The following is a 21672-nucleotide window of genomic DNA, read 5'->3' on the forward strand; positions in this document are numbered from 1 at the left end:
GGCCGGGTGGGCGAGGCCGGGTGGGGCCGGGTGGGCGAGGCCGGGTGGGGCCGGGTGGGCGAGGCCGGGTGGGGCCGGGTGGGCGAGGCCGGGTGGGGTGGGGTGGGTGGGTGGGGGCGGGGGTCAGTCGCGGCGGTGGCGGCCGGTTACCAGGTCTCGGGCGGCGGAGGCGCGGCTGCCCATCGAGCGGCCCGGGGTGCGGCCGGCGGTGCGGGTGGTGGACATGCGGGCGGCGGCGATCCGGGCGGCCGAGGTGCGGCCGGCGGTCACCCGGACGGGGCGGCGGCGCAGGCCGAGCACCGCACCGATCTGCGCGCCGACGATGCTCGCCACCGCCAGTACCGCCGACACGGCCAGCGGCCGGTTGATCGCGTCGGCCGGGGTGGCCCGGGACGCCCCGGCGGCCATCGCCGGTGGCACGCCGACCGGTCGCTCGGCGGGCGGTTGGGCGGTCTGCGGGGTGGCCGTCTGCGGCGTGGCCGGCCCGATCTTCCCCGGCTTCGGGGTGGCCGGACCGGTCGGCTTCGAGGCGGCGGGTCCGGTCGGCTTGCCCGGGGTGGCCGGTGAGCCGGGGGCACCCTGGTGTTGCGGGTCGGCCTGGCCGCCCGGCGTGGTGACCGGCGGGCGCGGGGACGGTTTGCGGGGCGTGTTGGGGACCAGGTGGCCGCTGGCGTGCCGGCGGGCACCGGTGTCGTCGGCCTCGGCGGGGAGTTTGATGAGCTGACCCGGCCGGATCCGGTCGGCGTCGCGCAGGTCGTTGAGCCGGGCCACTTCGGGATAGCGGTCGAAGTCGTCCAGGTAGCGTTCCGCGACCTCTCCCAGGTAGTCGCCCCGGGCCACCCGGTACATCGGCTTCGCCGTCGACTTCCCGTCCTCGACGCCGGTCCGGGGGACGGGACCGAGGCCGGAACCGGGGACCGCGCCGTGGGTGACACCGGCGCTGGCACCGAGGCCGGCGCTGGGGGCGGCACCGAGCCCGGTACGGGAGGTGTCCAGGGTGGTCGCCACGCCGGTGCCGGCGGCGGCCGGGAGCGGCTGGGCCAACGTCACGGCCGCGCTCGCCGCCGGGCTGGCCGCGAGGATCAGGGCGACCGAGCCCAGCAGGGCTGCTGCCGCCCGCTGCTGCCGGCTCATCCCGGGCAGCCGGGGCGTCTGCCGGCGGGTGATCTGGGCACCCATCTCCACCAGCACCGAGAAGGCGAACGTCGCCCAGCCGAACCAGCCGACCAGCGCCAGTGCCCGGATGAAGAGCTGGCCGTCGTCCCGGCTGGTCAGCACGGAGCCGACCTCGGTGAGGGTGGGCAGGTGGTCCGGCAGCGGGTTGCCGGCGAAGGCGAGCAGGGCGATCGGGGCGCCGACCAGCAACGCCACCAGCACCACCAGCGACCCGAAGCCGGTGAGCAACTGCCCGGTACGTCGGGCAGTGGAACCACGCGGTGTGGCCATGCTGCCCTCCTTCCTACGGTCTGCCGGTGCGGGGACACCGGATGGGTGGGCCTACGGTCTCGGTGCGGGACCCCGGTGAGCGGGCCTACGGTCTGGGTGCGCAACGGACGGAATCCGCCAGGTCGACGGGCTCATGGTCGGTCGGTGAGGGTGCGGGCGGTCGCCTCGCCGACGACGGTGACGGTGCGGTCCATGCCGATCAGGCCGAGCATGTGCCGGCGGTAGACGACGGTGACGCGTACCCGGATCTGTTTCTCGCCGGCCACCACCGGGAAGCTGACCTGCTGGCTGGTCACGTCGGAGTTGCCCCGCAGGTACTGGGTGACGGCCGCGCGGGCACCCGGCTCGTCGATCACCTTGGGCCGGCCCTCGATCGCGGCGGCCCGGTCGATCACCTGCCCGCCGCTGCGGGCCGCCTCGGCGGCCAGGTCGTCGGCGCGTTGCAGGGTACGCAGCTGACCCGCGCCGTCGTACGCGACGCCGATGATCGCCAGCACACCGATCATGGTGACGGCGAGGAAGAGGCTGATCCGGCCCTCGTCGCCGGTCGGACGCGCGGTCACTGCCGGGTCCGGTAACGGTCCAGGGGGGAGGCGAAGGTCGCCTCGACCCGCCGGTCACGCATCGGCAGCCCGGGGAAGCGCATGCCGGCGAAGGAGACCGTGCAGCTCACCCGGACCCAGATGCTCACCGGCTCGCCGAGCGGCCGCCGGAACGCCGTGCCCACCGAGGTGTGGTCGGAGTTGCGCGTCGAGCCCCAGACCGTGACCTGGGGTGCGCTCGTACAGTTGAGGCCACGCCAGTCGAGCTGCCGGCGGGCGGCCGTCCGGGCGGCGCTCTCCGCCGTGCCGGCGTCGCGGGCGATCGAGGCGGCCCGCGCGGCGTCGTGCGCCGCCGCCTCCACCGCCTCGTCGGCCACGGCAACCCGGCCGGCCACCCCGGCCAGCATCAGCAGCGCCAGGAACGCCGGGGTCAGCACCGCCACCTCCACCGACACCGATCCCCGGGTACGCTCCGCCGCCCGATTCACCGACACGTGGCCCGGGTGACACCCGACCACCTCGTCGGGGCTGCCGGATCGCGGGGCGTGGACCACGACCCGGTCGCCCCGGACACGTCGTCGGGCGGACCGGGTCAGCAGCTCGCGCCAGGTACGCCGGGGCGGGTGGGCGGTCACGGGTTGGTCCACCGTTCGGCCGTGCCGTGGGCGGTCTGCCGGACATCGAACCGGACGGCCGGGATGACGCTCAGGGACTTCCCGGTGACCGTGCAGGTCACCTCGGTGGCGGTGGCGGCGCAGGTGGTCTTCGCGCCGACCAGCCAGTCCCCGGCGGCACCCAGGAAGTGTTTGGCGCGGGCCTCACCCGCCCCGGCCGGCGCGTCGAGGACCCGTTGCGCGTTCACCCCGCTCTGGGCGGCGTGCATCGCCGTCGACCGGGCCACGAACCAGGCGGCGATCTGGACGGAGCTGAAGAGCAGCACCAGCACCGCCGGCATCACCACGGCCAGCTCCACGGGGTTGGCCCCCCGGTCCGTACCCCCGGCGGTGAGCCTGCGGTGGGCGGCCCGGCCTACGGCGCGGAGCCCGGTCGGGGCGTCCCGCCCGGCCGTGGACGCGCACGGGGGTGCGCACCGGGACCTGGCGGTGGGGGCCGTCCGGTCCCGGCGCGAGCCGGTCAGGGGGAGACTGGTCACGGGTTGTCGATGCTGTTCATCCAGTCGGTGGCCTTGGTCAGGACGATGCCGGTGACTGCGACCCCGGCCACCACCAGGCCGGCGATGATCACGGCGGTCGGGACCGGGCTGTCGCCCCGCTCCGCCTCGCGGCGTAGCTCGGCCAGGCGGGCCACGGTGGCCGCGTAGAGGAAGGTGACGAGGTGCATGGCGGGACTCCTTGGGGAGGTGGGTTACTCAGAGGCGGGCGATGAACGGATAGAGGACGAAGGCCAGCAGCACGAAGACCAGCAGCGAGCCGGGAATGTCCAGCCGACTGGTGACGCCCTCGGCGCGGGCCAGGTTGTCGGTGCGGATCTGGTCCCGGAGCGACTCGGCGCGGCTGCGCAGCGTCTCGTGCACCTGGGCACCCTCGCTGCCGGAGGACCGCATGATCGCCCCGACGTCACCCAGCTCCGGGATGCCGATCTTCTCGGCCAGCGCCTGCAACTCGTCCCAGGGCGAGTGCATCTGCATCTGGGCGATCCGCAGCGACTCCCTGATGCGGGCGAAGACCCAGCCGTCGCAGACCGCCGCCGCGCGTTCCAGCGACTGCACCGGGCCGTGCGCCGCCGACAGCTGCAGCGCCACCAGATCCAGGTAGGTGCAGACCGCCGCGCGGAACTCGTCCCGGGCGGTGTCCGCCTTGGCCAGCACCGTGTGGTGCGCGAGCAGTGCGCAGACCAGCGCCAACCCCAGACTGCCCAGCACCGGTACGGCCACCGGGATGCTCACCCCGGCGAGGAAGAGCAGGGCCCCCGCCACCGTCGGGGTGGCCAACCCGACCAGGGCGGAGAGCAGGATCGACATGGTGTACTGCTCGGGGGTCTGGTCGAGCAGGGCGAGCTGGCGGTGCGGCGGGCGCAGCCAACGGGCGACGCCCCCCAGCCAGTCCGGCCCATGTCCGGCGGCGACGGCGGTGCCCGCCGGTTGGTGCAGTCGACGCAGCGCCGGGCCGAGCGCCGGGGAGGCCGGCAACGCCTCCCGGACCAGCAGGAACACGCCGAGTCCGATGGCGGCCCCGCCGAGCACCGCGATGGTGAGCTGCCAGTTGAGCATCATGCGACCAGCTCCGCCGGGTCGGGTCGGGGCAGGAACCGGGGCGGCGGTGGGGGCTGGCTCATCGCGCGCACCCACACCAGCAGGGCGATGAACGCCGTCGCGAGCACCGCCATCAGCACCTGACCGAACAACGTCCCGTACGGCCGGACGTACTCGGTGTTGACCAGCCCGTACGCCAGCACGGCCAGGGTCATCCCGGTGAGGAAGCGGACCGCGAACCGGGGCTGGGTGCGTTTGGCCTCCACCTCGCGCCGGGTGGCGACCTCGGCGGAGGCGGCCGACGCGATGGAGCCGAGGACGTCGCCGAGGCGTTCCCCCCGGTCGGTCAGGTGCAGGATCAGCGCGGCGACCACCTGGTCGCAGACCGGGTCACCGATCTCGTCGGCGAACGCCAGCAGGGCGGACCGGGCCGTCCAACCGGCCTGGAGACGGGCGGCGAGCAGCCGTACCTCCTCCTGGATCTGGTCCGGGACGGTGGCGATGGTGACGATGATCGCCTGCTGGAGGCCCTGCCCGGTGTTGGAGACGTCCTTGAGTCGGCGGGTCCACTCGCCGACGGCCTCGATCCGGGTGATGGCCCGTTCCTCGGCCCGGCCCACCGCGAACAACCAGGGCACCCCCGGCACCGCCACCGCCACGATCAGCCCCACCACCGGAAGCCCGGTCAGCAGGAACGCCAGTGCCCCCGCCACCGCCGCCGCACCGAGCGTCATCTGGTGGGCCCGCTGGTCCCGCCGGTTGGTGCCCGAACCGAGCCAGAGCCGACGCAGCCCGGTGGTCGAGGTGCGGGTCGGGCGGGTGGGCTTGGTGGTGCCGAACAACGCCACCACGGCCAGCACCATTCCGCCGACACAGGCCGCCCCGGAGACCACGGCGAGCAGTTCGATGGTGCTCATCGGCGCACCACCGGGGCGAGGCGGCTGTGCCGGGGGCGACGCCACGCGCCCGCCCCGGCCTCGATGAAACGGGACAGCAGCCGGGCGTCGTAGCCGACCCGCAGCAGCTGGCCGCGAACCCGTTCCGGCAGGTGGCGGGGGATGGCCCGACCGTCCGGGCCGGGCCCGAACACGGTGGTGGTGGTGATCCGGTTGGCGTCGCCGACGCCGATCACCTCCTCGACGTGGGAGACGAACCGGTGCTTGCGTCCGCCGATCGCGGTCTCGTCCTCGACGGTGACGTAGACGATCAGGTCGAGGGCGTTGCCGGCCATCCGGCGGGCCTGGTCGACGGTCATCTCCCGGCCGTGCGCCAGCGCCAGCTCGATGATCCGCTCGCTCACCCCGCCCGGGGTACGGGCGTGGATGGTGCACATCGATCCCCGGCTGGTGGTCATCGCCTGGAGCATCGGCACGATCTCCCGGGACCGGACCTCGCCGACGATGATCCGCAGTACGCCCATCCGCAGCGACACCGGGATCAGGTCGGCGATGCTCACCTCACCGGCCGGTCGACCGTCCAGGCCACGTTCGCCGTGCCCCTCCCGGGATTCGAAGCTCATCACCGCCCGGTGCTTTTCGCCGCGTCGGGCCGGCAGCAGTTCCCGGCTCTCCTCCAGCAGCACGTACGGTTCGTCGGGCGGGATCTCGTCCATCAGCGCCCGGATGACCGTGGTCTTGCCGGCCCCGGCCAGCCCGGCGACCATGATGTTCAACCCGGCCCGCATGGACGCCCGCAGGAAGTCACGCAGCAGCGGGTCGATCATCTCGTCCAGGTCGGGGCGGCTGCCGGCCAGGTCGTCGAGGCTGACGTCCAACGTGTTGTGCTTGCGGATCACCGCGTAGGGGCGGTGGCTGACCAGGAACACCGCCGCCAACCGGCTGCCGTCGGGCAGTTGCAGGTCAAGCGTCGGCTTCGAGGTGGACAACGACCGTTCGGTGGCCCCGGCCCGCCGGGCCGCCGCCTGGAGGATCTCCACCAGCTCGTCGTCGCTGTCGGCGATCGGCTCACCCCAGTCGACGCCGCCGCCGTGGCGGGTGATGCGCACCTGGTCGCAGCCGAGGATGTGCACCTCCTCGATGGTGTCGTCGACCAGCAGGGTCTGTAGCCGGCCCAGCCCGACCAGCTCGGCGGTCACCTGGTCGAGCAGGGTCCGTTCCTCGTCGGCGCTGAGCGGGGTGCCGGCCCGGCGTACCGCGTCGGCGTAGCCGGAGACCACGGCCACGGCGAGCCGGGCCCGCTCGACCTCCTCGGCGTCGGCGTCGAACTCCCGGCCGCGCTGCCACTGGGTGAGTCGTTCGCTCAGCTCCCGGCGCAGCTCGCGGACCACCGCGAAGTCCACCTTCGGCCGGGGTGGCGCGGTCGGCGCGGGTGCCGGCGGTGCGGCGGCCGGTGGCGTCGCCGGGGCGGTGGCGTGGTGCCGGCCGTTCACCGGGGCCAGCGGCGGCATGGTGGAGGTGACCCCGGGCGGCGGGGTGCGGGGGTCGTGGGAGACCGGCTCAAACCGCATCCGGCACCCCCTGCGCCGGGGTCGGCCAGGCCAACCGGGCCCGCCGCTGCTCCAGCAGCTCCCGCACCGGGGTCTCCAACGCGGCCGCCGCGCGCATCAGCGGCCGTCCGGCGCGGATCGTGCCGCCGAAGCTGAGCGCCTGCGCGGTACGCGGGTCCTGCGGCAACCGGGCGATCACCGGCACCCCCAGGGCCTTGCCGATCTCGCCGGTGCCGTGCCCGTCGCCGACCACCACCAGTCGCAGCGTGCCGGGGGGCACCCGGTGGTTGGTGAAGTCCCGTTCGATCGCCCGGATCATCGACCGGGTGCCGGAGAGGCCGGGCAGCTGCGCCCGGGTCACCAGCAGCACCACGTCGGCGGCGCGCAGCAGCGGCCACGGCGGCCCGAAGACCTGCAGGCGTCCGCAGTCGACGATCACGTCGTAACCGGGCCGGCCCTTCTCCAGGGTGTGGAAGTAGTCGGCGAACCGTTGCCACAGCGGGGCGACGCTGCCGGCCTGCGCCGGATCGACCACACCGGGCAGCAGCAGCCGTTCCCGCCTCGGCGCGTCCAGGTCGACCAGTTGGGACCAGAACGTCGACTCCAGGCTGCCGTCGCGCAGCTCGCCCACGGCCAGCTCACCGATGCCGCGTGGCCCGTCGAGGGCACCGCCCAGGTAGCCGGCGAGCACCGAGCCGCCGGCCGGGTCGCACTCGGCGAGCACCAGCCGCCGGTGCCAGCTCAGGGTGCAGGCCAGCGCCGTGGTGGTGACGCCGGGCGAGCCCTTCGCGGAGACCAGCGCGATGATGGCCATGGTCAGGCCGCCTCGGTCAGCACGAGGGCGATCCGGTCCTGCGCGGCCAGCACCACCACCGCCGGGACGTCGCGTACGGCGAGTGCCAGATAGATCACCACGTCGTCGTTCTCGGGGACGACGGCGTCGATCACCGTGGCGGTGAACCGGGTGGCCGACGGCTGGTTGTCGGCATCCTCGTCCGGGGTGCTGACCAGCAGCACCTTGTCACCGGGGTGCAGTTTGCGGGCCGGCACCTTGCTCGGTTCGAGGCCCAACGCGATCTGCTGCTGCCCCTGGCCGAGCAGCGGGGCGTCGGTGAGCTGGGCCATGGTGAGCAGCGAGCCGGGGACCAGGGACACGGCGGCCCGCTTGCCGACCACCTCGTCCCGCTTCTTCGCCGGCACCGGGGACAGCCCCGCGCCCCCGGAGACCTGCACACTGACCAGGTCGTCGGCGGTCAGGATGCGGCCCACCTCGACCGGGCGGGCGACCGCCAGGTAGCTGCCGGTGGCCCGCACCGAGGTGACCGCGAAGGCCGCGCCGAGCCCACCCAACGCGATCAGCAGCACGGCGAGCCCGAGCAGACCGGGCCGGGTACGGCGCTGCCGGACCACCTTGGGTGGGGCGACCGGCGCGTCCACCGGACCGCTGTTACGGGTGGCCAGACTCACTGGGACATCTCCGTTCGCGACTGCGGGGCTCGCAAAACCGGCTCACTCCTCGCGCTCACCGGACCACTCTCCGTTCGTGGCTGCGGGGCTCGCAAGATCGGCTCACTCCTCGCGCTCACCGGACAACTCTCCGTTCGTGGCTGCGGGGCTCGCAGGATCGAGCGGTGGGCGCTCATCGGGTCACCACCTGGAGTTCCTTGATCTGGATCTCGACGACGCCGCTGGTGCGGGTCTGCGCGATGTCACCGCTGCGGCCACCGCCGACCCAGTGCACGTTCCAGAAGGTGGTGGCGCTGACCCGGTAGTTGTTGGCCTTGGGGTAGCCGTCGTATCCGCAGGTGGGCGACTTCTTGCCGGCGTTCGGGCCGGTCGTCTTGTAGGGCGTGCCCGGGCCGGTGCAGGTGACCTTCTTGCCGTTGCCCATGGTCCACACGGTCCGTTGGACCTTGGCGGTGATGGTGACGGTCAGCCCCCGGTCGCTGGCCGAGGCGGTGAGCGGGCCGAAGTAGTTCTGGCCGGGGCTGGCCCACATCCAGACCGGCAGGCCGACCAGGCCGGGGCCGACGCTGCGCCGGGGCGCCACCGAGGCCCGGGGCGGCAGCAGGCTGATCGAGGCGAGCGCCCGGCGGGCCAGCTCCTCCGGGTCGGGCGGGGTGCCGAACCCGGGCGGCGGCCCGTCGAGCAGCACCATCGACTGGTCGCCCAGGTCCCCGCCGTTGCAGGTCCGGACGTACCACACCTTGCCATCGGCAGCGTCGGGCTGCGGCTCGGCCACCTTGTAGTAGCAGCCGCTGGCGTTGTCGAACCAGCCGAGCAACGGGTTGTAGCAGGGCAGCGGCTTGCCGTTCCACTGGCATTTCGGGGTGGCGCCGGGGCTGTTCGGGCCGCCCGGTCCGTCGCCGCCGCCGGGATCACCGGGGGTGCCCGGCTCGTCGTCCCAGACACTGCAGTCGTTCTGCCCCGGCGGGCACTCCACCCCCGGGCCGGCGGCCTGCGCCCGGGCCGGCGCGGCGAACCCGGCCGCGAGCACGGCCACCAGCAGGCCGGCCAGCACCCGACGGATGGGGAGACGTTCGGTGCTCCGTGTCAACATGGCTGGTCCTCGTGTGCCGCGCCGGCGCTGATCAGCCACCGGCCGTCCGGGTAGCGGGTCGCGGTGGCGGTCGCCAGGTGCCGGCTTCCGCCGGAACCTGGCACCACCCGCTTGTCCTTGACATAGACCAGCCGGTAGCCGGTGGCGTCCAGGCAGTCCTGGATCTCCACGGTCGGTGGGTCGCCGTCCAGGCTGACGGAGGTGACGGTGGGTGCGGACTTGAGCGTCCCGGTGCGTACCGCGCCGTGCCGGCGGGTGTCGTCGATGGCGACCCGGACCCGGGTGAGCAGCGGGTCGGCCAGGAACCGGGTCAGCTTCGGGTGGCGGGGGTCGCTGTCCCGGCTCGCCTCACGGGAGGCGTCGAGATAGCCGGCGTACGCCGCCAGCGCGGCCCGCTCGGCGGCCCGTTCCGCCTCGGTCGGCTGGCGGATGTCGCTCGCGGGCCGGGGTGCGGGCGCGGTGGTCGTCTCCGGTGAGTCGCCGCAGCCGGCGGCGGAGCCGGCCACCACGGCGACGACCAGGCAGGTGGTCCAGCGGCGGGAATGCCGAGTACGCATTGCCGTGCCCCTCCTCGGTATCACCCGGCGGCGGCGGTCGTGGCGGCCTCCGGGCATGCGGCGGTACGCCGGGATGATGTCGATCGGACATGTCCGGGTGCTGTCGCATTTACCTGTGCGGATCTTCTGCCAACTGTGGAGCGTCGTGTCCGGTGTGGGCGGTGACGCGGCTGCGCGGGGTTGCGTCCCACCCAAGGGGCGAGCATAGGCTGACGTGCGCCGATGCAACAGAGGCAATTCAACTGCGCACTCTCGGTGATGGGCAGGAGTGACGACACGTGGGCGATGTCCAGGGGGGCCGGCCGGGGCGACCGGTGCCGGCCGAACGAGGGCCGGTGCCCGTCGACCGGCCCGGCCCGGCCGTCGAACCGTCCGCGCCACCGGGGGATTTGGGGTGGGTCGAGGCGGCCGGTCCGATCCGTTCCCCGGCCGTCACGGCCACCACCGCCCAACCGTCCGGACGGGCGAGGGCGGTTCCCGGCTCCACCGCCGCCGGCGAGCTGATACCGGACCGTTACGTCGGCCCGGACGGGAAGTCACCCTCCGTGTTTTTTCTGCGGCGGCTGGCGGGGGTCCTGGCGGTCGTACCGGTCCTGCGGCTCGCGGTCGCCCGGTACGCCGTACCCCCGGGGGTGGTGGAACGGGCCGGGTGCGACGGCTGCGGCGCCCCGATCGGGCTGGACCGGCCGCTGCCGGCGCTCGGGCCGGTGGCCCGCTGCCCGGCCTGCCGGGGGCGGATCGGCGCGACGCCGCTCGCGGTCGAGGCGCTGTTGCTGGCGGCCGTGGCGGTGCTGGTGCTGGTCGACGGTCCGCTGGCCGAGCGGGCCGCGCTGGCCTGGTGGCTCGGCTGGGCGATCCCGCTGGTCCTGGTGGACCTGGCGGTGCACCGGCTGCCGGACCGGCTCACCTGGCCCGCCGCCGTCGGCACCTGGGCGTTGCTCGGGGTGGCCGCGCTGACCGGGGCGGGTGCCGGGCCGTGGCTGCGCGCGATGGCGGCCGGCGCGGCGCTCGGTCTGGCCTTCGCCACCACCACGCTGCTGCTCGGCCGGCGCGGCTTCGGGCTCGGCGACGCCAAGCTGGCGCTGGGGGTGGGGGCACTGCTCGGTTGGCAGGGCTGGGGCCTGCTGGTGACCGGCCTGGTGCTGACGTTCCTGCTGTCGGCACTGGTCAGCGTGGCGCTGTTGGCGAGTCGTCGGATCGGCTGGTCCAGCCACCTACCCTTCGGCCCGTTCCTGGTCGCCGGCACCTGCGCCGCCCTCCTGCTGACCGGCTGAGCAGACCCGGCCGCTGACCCCGCTCAGTGGCCGGCCCGATCCCGCTCAGCGGCGGGCCCGGGGGCGGTGGGGACCGGTTCCCGCCCGGCCGGGACGCCACGACGGCGCAGCGTCCCGGCGACGGCGCGGGCCGTCAACGGGGCGAGCAGCAGGGTCACCGCCACGCCGAGGAGCAGGCCGGCGAGGACGTCGTGCGGGTAGTGCACGCCGACGAACACCCGGGAGAGCGCGGCGAGCAGGGCCAGCGGCACGGCGAGCAGACCCCACCGGGGGGACAGCAGCAGCACTGCGGTGGCCAGCGCCCCGGCGATGGTGGCGTGGTTGCTCGGGAACGACCAGTCGCCCACCGGCGGGCACTGCCCGGCCAGGATGGCCACCGCACCCCGGCAGGGCCGGTCCTCGTCCACCAGTGACTTGAGCACCTCGCTGCACCCGTACGCCAGGACGACGGCGGCCGGCGCGACCAGCGCCAGGGCCCGGCCCCACGGGTCGGCGTGGCGCAGCCGGGACACGGCGACCGCCACCAGCAGCAGGCCGAGCAGCAGGATCACCCCCTCGGTGAAGTGCACCGCGAACCACTGCACCGGGGTCGGGGCGGAGTCGGCCACGTCGACGACGTCGCGGTACCACTGCTCGCTGATGTCAGGAATGTCTGCGGTAAAAGTCTTTTCCATCACTCACCTCACTAAAGTGTCATACCGCTTTCAGTACCACCGAGGTGGAGGAAACCGGTGGAACCGTTACATGCTGCGGGATGCGACGGCGGTTCGCCGCCCGCGTCACAGCGAGTTCACAGCGCCCCCGCGATTGGCCGCCCACCGCCGCCGGGTACCTCCCCACCGTGCAGATGGACGAGACCTGGCAGATCCGGCGGACCGCCACCGACCTGGACCGACTCAGCGAGACCGAGTCGGTCTTCGCCCTGTCCAACGGCTGGGTGGGCTGGCGGGGCACCCTCGACGAGGGCCAGCCCTACGGCATGCCGGGCAGCTACCTCAACGGGTTCCACGAACGGCGGCGACAGAGCTACCCCGAGGACGGGTACGCCTTCCCGCAGGAGAGCGACACCGTGATCAGCGCGCCCAACGCCGCCCTGATCCGGCTCTGGGTGGCCGGCGAACCCCTCGACCTGCGCACCGGGACCGTCCGCGCCCACGAGCGCACCCTCGACCTGCGGGCCGGCGTGGTACGCCGACACACCGAGTGGATCTCACCGGCCGGGCACGGGGTACGCGTCCGCAGCACCCGGCTGGTCTCCCTGCCCCGGCACGCCGTCGCCGCCGTCGACTACCAGGTCGAACCGCTCGACGACCGGCCGGTCGAGATCCGGGTCTGCTCGGACGTGCTCGCCAACGAGCCGGTGCCCGAACGGGCCGACGACCCCCGGGCCGCCTCGATCGTGCCCGACCCGCTCGACGCCGAGCTGCACCGCCCCGACGGCCACCGGGGCGTGCTGGTGCACCGCACCGACCGCAGCGCCCAACGGGTCGCCGTCGCGGTGACCCACGAGACGGACGTGCCGGCGGGGTTCACCGACGGCGACGACCACACCCCGGACCGGCTGCGCACGACCCTCGAAGGGCGGCTCGTCCCCGGGCAGCGGCTCCGACTGACCAAGTACGCCGCGTACGAGTGCACCCCGGTCGACGGCGGCACCCCCGACGAGCTGGCCGACCTGGTCACCGCCGAGGCCGACGCCGCCCACCGGCACGGGTTCGACGCGCTCCTGGCCGACCAGCGGGCCACCCTCGACGAGCGGTGGCGCACCGCCGACGTGGAGATCGACGGCGACCCGGAACTCCAGCAGGCCGTCCGGTTCTCCGTGTTCCACCTGCTCCAGGCGGGCCGGGTCGACGGCGACCGGACCATCGCGGCGAAGGGACTCACCGGCAACGGCTACGACGGGCACGTGCTGTGGGACACCGAGAGCTACGTGCTGCCGGTGCTGACGTACCTGCTGCCCGGGGTGGCCCGGGGGGCGCTGCGCTGGCGGCACGACCACCTGCCGCAGGCCCGGGGCCGGGCCGCCGAGCTGCGGCTCACCGGGGCCACCTTCCCGTGGCGCACCATCGGCGGCCGGGAGTGCTCCGGCTACTGGCCGGCCGGCACCGCCGCCCTGCACGTCAACGCCGACATCGCCGACGCGGTGCTGCGCTACGTCACGGTCACCGGGGACCAGGAGTTCCTCGCCGACACCGGGCTGGAACTGCTGGTGGAGACGGCCCGGCTGTGGGCCGGCTACGGCCACTGGTCCGACGACGGCGCGTTCCACGTCACCGGGATCACCGGCCCCGACGAGTACGCCGCCCTGGTCGACGACAACGTCTTCACCAACCTGATGGTCCGGCGCAACCTGCGGGGCGCCGCCGACGCCGCCGGCCGGCACCCGGAGCGGGCCACCGCGCTCGGTGTCGACCCGGCGGAGATCGCCGGCTGGCGGGCCGCCGCCGACGCGGTGCACCTGCCCTACGACCGCAAGCGCGGGGTGCACCAGCAGGCGGCGGGCTTCACCGAGCAACCCGAGTGGGACTTCGCGGCGATGACCGACGACGACTACCCGCTGCTGCTGCACTACCCCTACCTGGAGCTGTACCGGCGGCAGGTGGTCAAGCAGGCCGACCTGGTGCTCGCCATGCAACGCTTCCCGGGGGAGTTCACCGCCGAGGAGAAGGCCCGCAACTTCGCCTACTACCAGGCCCGCACCGTCCGCGACTCGTCGCTGTCCGCCGGCTCCCAGGCGGTGCTCGCCGCCGAACTGGGTCACCTCGACCTGGCGTACGACCTGTTCGCCGAGGCGGCCCTGCACGACCTCGCCGACCTCGGCGACAAGACCGGCGACGGGCTGCACCTGGCGGCCCTGGCCGGGGCGTGGACGGCGGTGGTGGAGGGCTTCGGCGGGTTGCGCGACGACACCGGGGTGCTCTCGTTCGACCCCCGGCTGCCGGCCCGGATCGACCGGCTCGCCTTCCACCTGCGCTGGCACGGGCACCGGCTACGGGTCACCCTGACCCGCGACGGGGCCCGCTACGAGCTGCCCGACGCCGACCCGGAGACGACGGTCGACCTGCGGCACGCCGGGGAGCCGGTGACGGTCACCGGCGCCGCGGCGGTCACCCGGCCCCTGCCGCAGGTGCCCGACCCGGGGCCGGAACCGCCGTCACCGCACGGCCGGCGGCCGGCCCGCCGGGCCTGACCCGCCCCGCATCCGCTCCCGCACCACCGCCAGCTCCTCGAAGGCGTACGCCCAGTTGTGGCACTTGAAGCTGCGCAGGCCGGTGATCGGGGTGTGGCAGTCGAGGCAGTGCACCCCGGCGATCGCGTCCGGCACCTCGGTGTTGACGTAGCGGCGGTCACCGAGGATCACCGTGGCGATCATCAGCGGGTCGTGCACCCCCTTGAGGGCCGAGGCGACGATGTCCAGCCAGGTGGTCCGGCGTCCGCACTTGGGGCAGTCCGGTTCGTCGCCGCTGACCCACAGGGGTGCGCCGATGCTCTGCGCCGGCATCCCGAGCAGCTTCTCCAACCGGCGTACGTCGTGTTCCGGGGTGGTCCAGCGGTGCCGCCCCGGCAGCGAGGCGGGTGAGTCGTACACGGCCCGGAACAGGGCCGGGTCCACCTCCACGGTCTCCCGGTCAGTGTTCATCGGATGCCTCCTCGCCGACAGTCGGTGTCACCGTCATACCGGCCCGGGGCGGTCCCGTGCTGCCGGCTCGCCGACACGGCGGGTCAACATGTCGTCGCCCGGGGTGCTAGACATCAGGTCGCGACGTGCCCGCCGCCCGGCGGTGGGTCGTCCCGCAGCGACGTGAGGGGAAAGGGAGGGCCGGTGACCGCGCCGACCGACGCCGAGATGGGGCCGAACGTGGCCCGGATGTACGACTACTACCTCGGCGGGTGCCACAACTTCGCCGCCGACCGGGCCGCCGCCGAGCAGATCCTGCGGATCTTCCCGGACACCGGGATCGCCGCGCAGGCCAACCGGCACTTCCTGCGCCGGGCCGTGCGGCACGCCGCCGAGCTGGGCGTACGCCAGTTCCTCGACATCGGTGCCGGGCTGCCCACCCAGGGCAACGTGCACGAGATCGTCCGCCGGGTCGCCCCCGAATCGACTGTGGTCTACGTCGACTACGACGACGTCGCCGTCACCCACGCCCGGCGGCTGCTGCCGGCCGACGGGCGGACCAGCGTGGTCCGGGGCGACCTGCGCCGGCCGGACGAGTTGCTGGCCCACCCCGACGTGCGGGCGGCGATCGACTTCGGTCGCCCGGTGGCCGTGCTGCTGGTGGCGGTGCTGCACTTCGTCACCGACGCCGAGCAGCCGTGGGACGCCGTCGTCCGGCTGCGGGAGGCGACGGTTCCCGGCAGCCCGCTGGTCGTGTCCCACCTCACCACCGACGGTGCCCCGCCGCTGCCCACCCGGCAGGGGCAGGCGGTCTACCAGCGCAGCAGTGCCCCGCTGGTGCCCCGCCCGCACGCCGACGTGCTGCGTTTCCTCGACGGGTACGACCTGGTCGATCCGGGGCTGGTCCGGGTGGCCGAGTGGCGGCCCGACGGGGAACCCCGGGAACGGATCTCCCACGGCTACGCGGGGATGGGCCTGCGCCGCTGACCGTCGCGCCGGGTGATCCGCTGTCCGAGGTGGAGCACCAGCAGGGCGACCACGGCACCGGCCGCGCCGAGGGCGTACATGGTGGGCACGCCGGAGGGCAGCGTCGCGCCGCCGACGGCGGTGCCCAGGCCGATCCCGAGATAGATGGCGGACGAGTTCAGCGACACCACCAGGGGGGCCTGCTGCGGCGCGGCGGCGATCAACCGGTGCTGCTGTGCCGGGGTCTGACACCAGCTCGCCGCGCCCCACGCGCCGACCAGCAGCGCCACCAGCACCGTCGGGGCGGACCCGGCGGTGCTGAGCGCACCGAGCACGCCCAGCGCGACGGCCAGCGCGGCATAGCCCGTCGCCAGCACCGGCACCGCACCCCACCGGTCGGTGGCGTACCCGGCGGCGACGTTGCCGACGACCGCCCCCACGCCGTAGAGCAGCAACATCAGGTTGACCTGGTACGCGTCGACGTCGAGCGCGCCGAGGGTCGGCACCGCGAAGGCGTACACGGTGTAGCAGGCGGCCATCCCGATCACGGTGAGCGGCAGGACGGCGAGCACGGCCGGTCGGCGCAGCGCCGTCAGCCGGGCGCGCAACGGGACCGCCGGGCCGCCGGGCAGCGCGGGCATGGCCAGCCGGACGGCCGCCGCGACGGCGAGCGCCAGCAGGGCGACCGCGACGAGGGCGGCCCGCCAGCCGAGCCACCGCCCGGTCAGCCCGCCGAGCGGCACGCCCAGCGCGGTGGCGACGGTGAGCCCGCCGATCACCACGGCCAGGGCCCGGCCCCGTTGCGCGGGCGGCACCAGCGAGGCGCCCACGGCACCGGCGTTGGGGGTGTACGCGGCGGCGCCGGCGGCGGCGACGATCCGGCCGAGGAGCAGCACCGGCAGCGTCTCGGCAGCCGCCGCGACGAGGTTTCCGGCGGCGAGCACCAGCAGCGCGGCGACGAGCAGGCGACGGCGTGGCAGCCGGGCGGCCAGCGTGGACAGCAGTGGGGCGAGGATCGCGTAGGAGATCGCGAACACCGTCACCGACTGCCCGGCGGCGGTGGTGGTGGTCCGCAGTGCGGCGGCCATGTCGGGCAGCAGCCCGGCGACGACGAACGCGTCGGTGCCGACGGCGAAGGTGCCGGCGGCGAGGATCAGGGTGAACCGTAGGCCGCGCCCGGGTCCGGCGGTGGTGGCCGGCCCCGGGCCGGTACGGGTGTGCGGGTGGGACATGAGGTCTCCGGTTGGCGGGACGGCGTGCGGCGGCACGGCGGGCCGTGCCGGGCACGGGGACTCGGGGGTGGACGGTCGTCGGGGCCGGCGGGTGCGCCGGCCGGGGTCGCCGGTCGGGCGCGGGTGGGCCTGCGGGTGGTGGCGGGGTGCGCCACCGGTCGGTGCGACCGTGGGTCGGGGGTCGCGGAGGTCGCGGGCGGGCGTCAGCCGCGCAGTTGCGCGTAACGGCGACGGGTGCGCTCGGCTGCGCCCGCCGGAGCGGATTCGAGCAGGTCGGCCAGGGTGTGGCTGGCCAGCTCGCGACGCCAGGCCAGGTCGGCGCGGTGCATCACGGTGCTGATGGCACACGGGGTGCGGAACTCCGGCGCGGAGGGGTCCACCCCCGCGCCCCGCTGGCGGATCTCGGTGCACCGGAACGGGTTGTCGGGTCCGTCGACCGCCACCAGCACGTCCATCACCGTCACGTCCGCCGGTCGGCGGGCGAGTCGGAACCCGCCGCGCGCGCCGGGTACGGACTGGAGGATGCCGGCCCGGGTCAGGGCCTGGAGGCACTTGGTGAGGTACGCCGGGGGCAGCTCGAACCAGTCGGCGAGCCGGGCGGCGGGCATCGGGTGTTCGTCGCCGATCCAGGCGAGCGTGAGGCAGCAGTGCAACCCCCACTCGACCTGCTCGCTCATCCGCATAACCAGGATATTAGCTGTCCTGATTATGCGGCGGGGGGCGACACCGACGGCCGGTTACCCCGCGCGCCGGGTCCGGTGCGGGACCAGGGCGGTCGGCCGGCCGGAACCCCGGTCACGGCCGTCGCGCGTGCCGGTGCCGGGTGGGGCGGTCGCCGTGGGCGTGGACACGGGCCGTGGCGTGCTCATATGCGCAGCGCATAATGGTTACGGTCTCCGCGCTGTCCGGTGGAGGCGAGGGGCAGCGACGGCCGCCGGTCGGGGGTCGGGGCGACGAGCGGAGACGGCGGTACGGTGACCCAGGCGATGCCGAACGTGACCCGGAACACGCGTCAGCGCGGCGAGGTGCTGGCGTTGCTGCGTGAGGTCGACGGTTTCCACACCGCGCAGCAACTGCACCAGATGCTGGTGGCCCGCAAGGCGCGGGTGGGCCTGACCACGGTCTACCGCACCCTGCAACTGCTCGTCGACGCCCAGGAGATCGACTCCACCCGGCTGCCCGGCGGTGAACAGCTGTTCCGCCGGTGCAGCCAGAGCCGGCACCATCACCACCTGGTCTGCCGCCGGTGCGGCAGCACGGTGGAGGTGGCCGGGCCGGCGGTCGAACGGTGGGCCGACCAGGTCGCCGCCCAGCACGGCTTCACCGAGGTCGGGCACACCTTCGAGATCTTCGGCACCTGCGCGCAGTGCGCCCGTTGACCCGCAGCACACCGCACCGCCCCCGGCGATAACCGGACCCCCGTCGTCGGCGGGCCGCCGCCCGTGTCCGACCGTCGGGCACCGTCCGGTTGTCACCCGCGTCCGCTCGTCCGGCACCCGCTCGGGTTGTCGCCCGTATCCGGTTGTCGGGCACCGTTCGGGTGGTCGCCTGCGTCCCCGCTGCCCGGCCCCGCTCGGGTTGCCGCGTGTGCGGTGCCGTCCGGTGTGCCGGACCGCAGTGGCGTCCTCCGGTCCGGCACACCGGTGCGGTCAGCAGTTGCGCAGCTCGGGTGACTGGTTCAGGAGCTGACCACGGGTGGAGATGAAGCGGCGGTAGGGCTCCGAGTCCACCGCCGCGGGGCGGAACGCGGCGACCCGGTGGCAGTTCTGGAACGCCAGCTTCACGCCGAAGTGGCGCTCCAGGCTGGCGCGGATGGCGTCGCTGGCCAGTGCGCGCAGCAACTGCCCCCGCTCCGCCTCGCCGGGCGGGGGTACGGAGTTGTCCGCCCGCTCCGCGCCCGACGACTCCAGGTCGGCGACGACCCGGCTCACGGTCTGCCAGGCGTACGGCAGGGATTCCCGAACGCAGGCGACGAAGTCCCGGTCGTCGACCGGGCCCGCTTCGGCGGCTTCCAGCAGGGCGGGTGACACGGTGAGAGACATGATCCTCCTCAACTGATAATGATAACGATTGTCGTTAGCGCTAACCCCGTGAGCACACCACGTCACTCCGCCCGCGTCAAACACCGACACTCCCGACGGTGCGCACGCAGCGGAGGGTGGGTCTCAGGTGGACCCGACCCGGCGGGCGTGGTCGGGTAACCTGTGGCTCAGCGGGCCGTTAGCTCAATGGCAGAGCTGAGGACTTTTAATCCTTAGGTTCTGGGTTCGAGTCCCAGGCGGCCCACCAGCAATCGCAGCCGAGCTGCGGAAATGCCTGACGAACATCAGCAGGCACCACCAGGGCGGCAGTTTGGCCCCGCTCCTGGTCCGCACGCAGATCCTGCCGAGCGTCGCCCGCGTCCGGTAAGGGTCGGCCGGTCACCTCGCACCAGCCCGCCCGCGACTGCGACCGGCAGGTGTCGACCCGTGCCGCTGGTACGCGCGGGACCCGGCAGCATCGGTGCGGGTTCCACCCCGTTGCCGGGGTCGTCGGCAGGGGACAACGGGCGTCGGTCGAGCCTGAGAATTTTTGATCATAATTATGGTGATTTTGCATACAGCAAGTGCGGCAATATGTCGTCATTTCGGGTCAGTATCGGCATTTCGCGCCGGGGGCCGAGGCATAAATCAGCTTCTACCGGCGCTAAGATGGAGCAAACGTGGTGCGGGCTTCTCCGGTTGCGGCTCGCGACCTTGAGGTTGCGGGGTGGCCGTGTGTGCTCTGCCGCCCTGCGTGTGCTATGAAGGTACGGCGACTTCCTATGACCCATAGGTTGCAGCCGGTGGCTCGTTGCATGACTGGTCGCTTGAGTTGGTGCCTCCAGGACGAGGCTGAGGGATCAGGGAGGCAAGGGTGGCCCGAGTCGGATTGGTGGCGTCGCGGGTGACGACGGCCGCAGCCGACCTGGCTGACAAGGTCGGCTTCGACAAGGTCACCCTCTCGGCCGTGGCTCGCATCCTCGGCATCGCCGAGCCCAGCATGTACTCGCACGTCCGTAGCGTCGCGGAGCTGCGTAAGGGTGTCGCCGTGCTCGCCGCCACCGAGTTGGCGGACTGCATCGGGGAAGCGCTCGCGGGTCGGGCCGGCAAGGACGCGTTGGTGGCGTTCTCCAATGCCTACCGGGAGTTCGCCCGCACCTGTCCGGGCCGGTACACCGCCACCCACATCCAGCTCACCGAGGAGGAGCTGTCCCGGTCGACGGGCCACCAGCGCATCTTTGCGATGACGATGGCGATGTTCCGCGCCTACGACCTGAGCGAGGGTGAATTGACCGACGCGGTCCGGCTCGTTCGGAGTTCTCTGCACGGCTTCGTCTCACTGGAGTCGATCGGTGGTTTCGGGCATCCCCGGGACGTGCAGAAATCTTGGGAAAATGGCATCGAAGCAATTCACGTGATGCTCACCGAGTGGCCCTCGTCCGGCGCTGCGCGATAGGCGACCCCCGGCGGTAGTCCGCCGCCAGCAAGCGCGCTCCCCCGGCCGCGCATTTAATGCCTGGGGTAACTCTTCATTCCCGTTTTCCGGGTGCCGTCGTACGCCTCACTATCACTCTGAGTAATTGTAGAGTGACCCGTTGCGTCCGGGCATACACATTGATAGATTTGCACTGATGTTTACATGTGTAACAGCGCCCGACCCGGCGCGAGGGAGGCTTCAACGGGTCAATCACTCCGCACTGCACCGTGATTTTATTGTGGAGGCAAAGATGACTACGGGGACGACAGATTCGACGAGCGATGACGTGAATTATTCGGGGGATTCGAGGCACCACCGGGTCGAGGGGGGCGAGACCAGCCCGACCGTGGAACAGGTTCCCCTCCACGAGCTCAGCGGGTCCTGCTCGCCGAGAATCGCCGGAGCGGACGGATCCCACGTACAGACGCTCGCGGTGTGCGCCGGGCAACTACCGCCGATCATCGTGCACCGGCAGACCATGCGGGTGGTGGACGGCTGGCACCGGTTGCAGGCCGCCGGCATCCGGGGGGACGCCACCATCCCGGTCCGGTTCTTCGACGGAAACGAGCAGGACGCCTTCGTCCTGGCCGTACGACTGAACGCCAAACACGGTCTGCCGCTCTCGGCCGCCGACCGGCGGGCCGCCGCCGAACGTATCGTCGCCTCCCATCCGAGCTGGTCCAACCGGGCCATCGCCGCCGTGGTCGGCATCGCCGACAAGACCGTCGCCTCCATCCGACGGCAGCGCAACGAAGGCGTCGCCTCGGAGGTGAGCCGGGTCGGCCTCGACGGCCGGACCCGGCCGGTCTCCAGCGCCGACGGACGCCGACGTGCCGGTGAGTTCATCGCGCGGCATCCGGACGCGTCGCTGCGGGAGATCGCCCGCAGCGTCGGCATCTCACCCGGAACCGCCCGCGACGTCCGGACCCGCCTGGAGCGTGGCGAGGACCCGGTCGCCACGAAGCAACGAGACACCGACGCCAGGCAGGACACGGCACCGGTCCGCCAGGTGACGCGACCGCCCCGGGACGATCTCGCCGCCCGGCGCACCAGCGTCGAGCAGCCGACGCCGGTGTTGGACCTCCGGCGGGACCCCCGGCTCCGCTTCACCGACGCCGGCCGCCTCCTGCTGCGGTTCCTGGAGTTCCGTGCCCTCGACGAACTGCAACGGCGACGGCTGGTGGAGGCCGTGCCGACCTACCAGTCGGGCGCGGTGGCACGCATCGCCCGGGAATGCGCGCGGAGCTGGCAGATGTTCGCCGATCAGCTGGAACGGCGGGAACGCTACTCCGCGTGACACCGGCACCAACGGCGCCG

General features: G+C 73.4%; 23 protein-coding genes and 1 tRNA gene. 7 read left to right on the forward strand and 17 right to left on the reverse strand.

Translation table 11 applies throughout. The features are described 5' to 3' along the window. Positions 1-123 precede the first annotated feature (123 nt). The 12 genes from AB0B63_RS11220 to AB0B63_RS11275 form a co-directional block, all read right to left on the reverse strand. Complete coding sequence (locus tag AB0B63_RS11220; protein WP_357016983.1) at positions 124-1446, reverse strand: LysM peptidoglycan-binding domain-containing protein; 1323 nt, start codon at positions 1444-1446, stop codon at positions 124-126. A 131-nt stretch (positions 1447-1577) separates the two neighbouring features. Beyond that, positions 1578-1952 (reverse strand): hypothetical protein, encoded by a 375-nt coding sequence (locus AB0B63_RS11225; protein ID WP_244251708.1) that lies wholly within the window; start codon positions 1950-1952, stop codon positions 1578-1580. Positions 1953-2005: 53 nt separating this feature from the next. Further along, positions 2006-2476 (reverse strand): TadE/TadG family type IV pilus assembly protein, encoded by a 471-nt coding sequence (locus AB0B63_RS11230; RefSeq protein WP_357017124.1) that lies wholly within the window; start codon positions 2474-2476, stop codon positions 2006-2008. A 143-nt stretch (positions 2477-2619) separates the two neighbouring features. Further along, positions 2620-3141, reverse strand: a complete 522-nt coding sequence (locus AB0B63_RS11235; RefSeq protein WP_307798955.1) for a pilus assembly protein — start codon at positions 3139-3141, stop codon at positions 2620-2622. Continuing rightward, entirely contained in the window at positions 3138-3329 is a 192-nt protein-coding gene (locus AB0B63_RS11240; RefSeq protein ID WP_208565381.1) for a hypothetical protein, read from the reverse strand. Before AB0B63_RS11240 ends, AB0B63_RS11235 begins: the two co-directional genes overlap by 4 nt. 28 nt (positions 3330-3357) lie before the next feature. Beyond that, positions 3358-4218: a type II secretion system F family protein gene (locus AB0B63_RS11245; protein ID WP_357017127.1), complete on the reverse strand. Its 861-nt coding sequence runs from the start codon at positions 4216-4218 to the stop codon at positions 3358-3360. Beyond that, positions 4218-5117, reverse strand: coding sequence for a type II secretion system F family protein (locus AB0B63_RS11250; RefSeq protein WP_208565382.1), 900 nt, complete (start codon positions 5115-5117; stop codon positions 4218-4220). The genes AB0B63_RS11245 and AB0B63_RS11250 overlap by 1 nt, the downstream gene beginning before the upstream one ends. Further along, positions 5114-6667, reverse strand: a complete 1554-nt coding sequence (locus AB0B63_RS11255) for a CpaF/VirB11 family protein (RefSeq protein ID WP_357016988.1) — start codon at positions 6665-6667, stop codon at positions 5114-5116. Before AB0B63_RS11255 ends, AB0B63_RS11250 begins: the two co-directional genes overlap by 4 nt. Then, positions 6657-7460, reverse strand: coding sequence for a ParA family protein (locus AB0B63_RS11260; RefSeq protein WP_219465617.1), 804 nt, complete (start codon positions 7458-7460; stop codon positions 6657-6659). The genes AB0B63_RS11255 and AB0B63_RS11260 overlap by 11 nt, the downstream gene beginning before the upstream one ends. Before the next feature lie 2 nt (positions 7461-7462). Then, positions 7463-8113, reverse strand: a complete 651-nt coding sequence (locus tag AB0B63_RS11265; RefSeq protein WP_219465618.1) for an SAF domain-containing protein — start codon at positions 8111-8113, stop codon at positions 7463-7465. A gap of 172 nt (positions 8114-8285) precedes the next feature. Then, complete coding sequence (locus AB0B63_RS11270) at positions 8286-9206, reverse strand: hypothetical protein (protein WP_357016993.1); 921 nt, start codon at positions 9204-9206, stop codon at positions 8286-8288. Continuing rightward, entirely contained in the window at positions 9200-9763 is a 564-nt protein-coding gene (locus tag AB0B63_RS11275) for a hypothetical protein (protein ID WP_357016995.1), read from the reverse strand. Before AB0B63_RS11275 ends, AB0B63_RS11270 begins: the two co-directional genes overlap by 7 nt. A gap of 545 nt (positions 9764-10308) precedes the next feature. Between AB0B63_RS11275 and AB0B63_RS11280 the strand changes: the two genes are divergently transcribed. Further along, positions 10309-11037 (forward strand): A24 family peptidase, encoded by a 729-nt coding sequence (locus AB0B63_RS11280; RefSeq protein ID WP_357016998.1) that lies wholly within the window; start codon positions 10309-10311, stop codon positions 11035-11037. Positions 11038-11060: 23 nt separating this feature from the next. Here AB0B63_RS11280 and AB0B63_RS11285 read toward each other — a convergent pair whose 3' ends face one another. Further along, positions 11061-11711, reverse strand: coding sequence for a phosphatase PAP2 family protein (locus AB0B63_RS11285; RefSeq protein WP_357017000.1), 651 nt, complete (start codon positions 11709-11711; stop codon positions 11061-11063). Between the two features lie 173 nt (positions 11712-11884). Here AB0B63_RS11285 and AB0B63_RS11290 point away from each other — a divergent pair, with 173 nt between their 5' ends. Beyond that, entirely contained in the window at positions 11885-14230 is a 2346-nt protein-coding gene (locus AB0B63_RS11290) for a glycosyl hydrolase family 65 protein (protein ID WP_357017130.1), read from the forward strand. Here AB0B63_RS11290 and AB0B63_RS11295 read toward each other — a convergent pair. Continuing rightward, entirely contained in the window at positions 14195-14680 is a 486-nt protein-coding gene (locus tag AB0B63_RS11295) for a hypothetical protein (protein WP_208565389.1), read from the reverse strand. The genes AB0B63_RS11290 and AB0B63_RS11295 overlap by 36 nt on opposite strands. A 183-nt stretch (positions 14681-14863) precedes the next feature. Between AB0B63_RS11295 and AB0B63_RS11300 the strand changes: the two genes are divergently transcribed. Next, on the forward strand, positions 14864-15646 hold the full coding sequence (locus AB0B63_RS11300) for an SAM-dependent methyltransferase (protein ID WP_307798957.1): 783 nt from the start codon (positions 14864-14866) through the stop codon (positions 15644-15646). Here AB0B63_RS11300 and AB0B63_RS11305 read toward each other — a convergent pair. Together AB0B63_RS11305 and AB0B63_RS11310 are read right to left on the reverse strand one after the other, a co-directional pair. Then, positions 15619-16857: an MFS transporter gene (locus AB0B63_RS11305; RefSeq protein ID WP_208565390.1), complete on the reverse strand. Its 1239-nt coding sequence runs from the start codon at positions 16855-16857 to the stop codon at positions 15619-15621. The genes AB0B63_RS11300 and AB0B63_RS11305 overlap by 28 nt on opposite strands. A gap of 203 nt (positions 16858-17060) precedes the next feature. Then, complete coding sequence (locus AB0B63_RS11310) at positions 17061-17534, reverse strand: Rrf2 family transcriptional regulator (RefSeq protein ID WP_208565391.1); 474 nt, start codon at positions 17532-17534, stop codon at positions 17061-17063. Between the two features lie 309 nt (positions 17535-17843). Here AB0B63_RS11310 and AB0B63_RS11315 point away from each other — a divergent pair, with 309 nt between their 5' ends. Further along, positions 17844-18236 carry a transcriptional repressor gene (locus tag AB0B63_RS11315; protein ID WP_208565392.1) on the forward strand — a complete coding sequence of 131 codons (393 nt, stop codon included), beginning with the start codon at positions 17844-17846 and terminating at the stop codon, positions 18234-18236. A 270-nt stretch (positions 18237-18506) separates the two neighbouring features. Here AB0B63_RS11315 and AB0B63_RS11320 read toward each other — a convergent pair whose 3' ends face one another. Further along, complete coding sequence (locus AB0B63_RS11320; protein ID WP_208565393.1) at positions 18507-18899, reverse strand: SCO5389 family protein; 393 nt, start codon at positions 18897-18899, stop codon at positions 18507-18509. A 172-nt stretch (positions 18900-19071) separates the two neighbouring features. Between AB0B63_RS11320 and AB0B63_RS11325 the strand changes: the two genes are divergently transcribed. The 3 genes from AB0B63_RS11325 (at position 19072) to AB0B63_RS11335 (ending at position 21652) form a co-directional block, all read left to right on the forward strand. Continuing rightward, positions 19072-19146: transfer RNA gene (locus AB0B63_RS11325), tRNA-Lys, on the forward strand. A gap of 606 nt (positions 19147-19752) precedes the next feature. Then, positions 19753-20334, forward strand: coding sequence for a TetR/AcrR family transcriptional regulator (locus AB0B63_RS11330; protein ID WP_208565394.1), 582 nt, complete (start codon positions 19753-19755; stop codon positions 20332-20334). A gap of 454 nt (positions 20335-20788) precedes the next feature. After that, a complete protein-coding gene (locus AB0B63_RS11335) occupies positions 20789-21652 on the forward strand; it encodes a ParB N-terminal domain-containing protein (protein ID WP_219465635.1) in 864 nt (287 codons plus the stop codon). Positions 21653-21672: the final 20 nt, after the last annotated feature.

It is taken from the genome of Micromonospora sp. NPDC049081, from assembly GCF_040648835.1.
Classification (GTDB): Bacteria; Actinomycetota; Actinomycetes; order Mycobacteriales; family Micromonosporaceae; genus Micromonospora; species Micromonospora antibiotica.

Coding starts and splice junctions, on each gene's coding strand:
- AB0B63_RS11220 (WP_357016983.1), bottom strand. CDS start 1,446: ATGGCCACACCGCGTGGTTCCACTGCCCGACGTACCGGGCAGTTGCTC.
- AB0B63_RS11225 (WP_244251708.1), bottom strand. CDS start 1,952: ATGATCGGTGTGCTGGCGATCATCGGCGTCGCGTACGACGGCGCGGGT.
- AB0B63_RS11240 (WP_208565381.1), bottom strand. CDS start 3,329: ATGCACCTCGTCACCTTCCTCTACGCGGCCACCGTGGCCCGCCTGGCC.
- AB0B63_RS11245 (WP_357017127.1), bottom strand. CDS start 4,218: ATGCTCAACTGGCAGCTCACCATCGCGGTGCTCGGCGGGGCCGCCATC.
- AB0B63_RS11250 (WP_208565382.1), bottom strand. CDS start 5,117: ATGAGCACCATCGAACTGCTCGCCGTGGTCTCCGGGGCGGCCTGTGTC.
- AB0B63_RS11255 (WP_357016988.1), bottom strand. CDS start 6,667: ATGCGGTTTGAGCCGGTCTCCCACGACCCCCGCACCCCGCCGCCCGGG.
- AB0B63_RS11260 (WP_219465617.1), bottom strand. CDS start 7,460: ATGGCCATCATCGCGCTGGTCTCCGCGAAGGGCTCGCCCGGCGTCACC.
- AB0B63_RS11270 (WP_357016993.1), bottom strand. CDS start 9,206: ATGTTGACACGGAGCACCGAACGTCTCCCCATCCGTCGGGTGCTGGCC.
- AB0B63_RS11275 (WP_357016995.1), bottom strand. CDS start 9,763: ATGCGTACTCGGCATTCCCGCCGCTGGACCACCTGCCTGGTCGTCGCC.
- AB0B63_RS11285 (WP_357017000.1), bottom strand. CDS start 11,711: ATGGAAAAGACTTTTACCGCAGACATTCCTGACATCAGCGAGCAGTGG.
- AB0B63_RS11290 (WP_357017130.1), top strand. CDS start 11,885: ATGGACGAGACCTGGCAGATCCGGCGGACCGCCACCGACCTGGACCGA.
- AB0B63_RS11295 (WP_208565389.1), bottom strand. CDS start 14,680: ATGAACACTGACCGGGAGACCGTGGAGGTGGACCCGGCCCTGTTCCGG.
- AB0B63_RS11305 (WP_208565390.1), bottom strand. CDS start 16,857: ATGTCCCACCCGCACACCCGTACCGGCCCGGGGCCGGCCACCACCGCC.
- AB0B63_RS11310 (WP_208565391.1), bottom strand. CDS start 17,534: ATGAGCGAGCAGGTCGAGTGGGGGTTGCACTGCTGCCTCACGCTCGCC.
- AB0B63_RS11315 (WP_208565392.1), top strand. CDS start 17,844: ATGCCGAACGTGACCCGGAACACGCGTCAGCGCGGCGAGGTGCTGGCG.
- AB0B63_RS11320 (WP_208565393.1), bottom strand. CDS start 18,899: ATGTCTCTCACCGTGTCACCCGCCCTGCTGGAAGCCGCCGAAGCGGGC.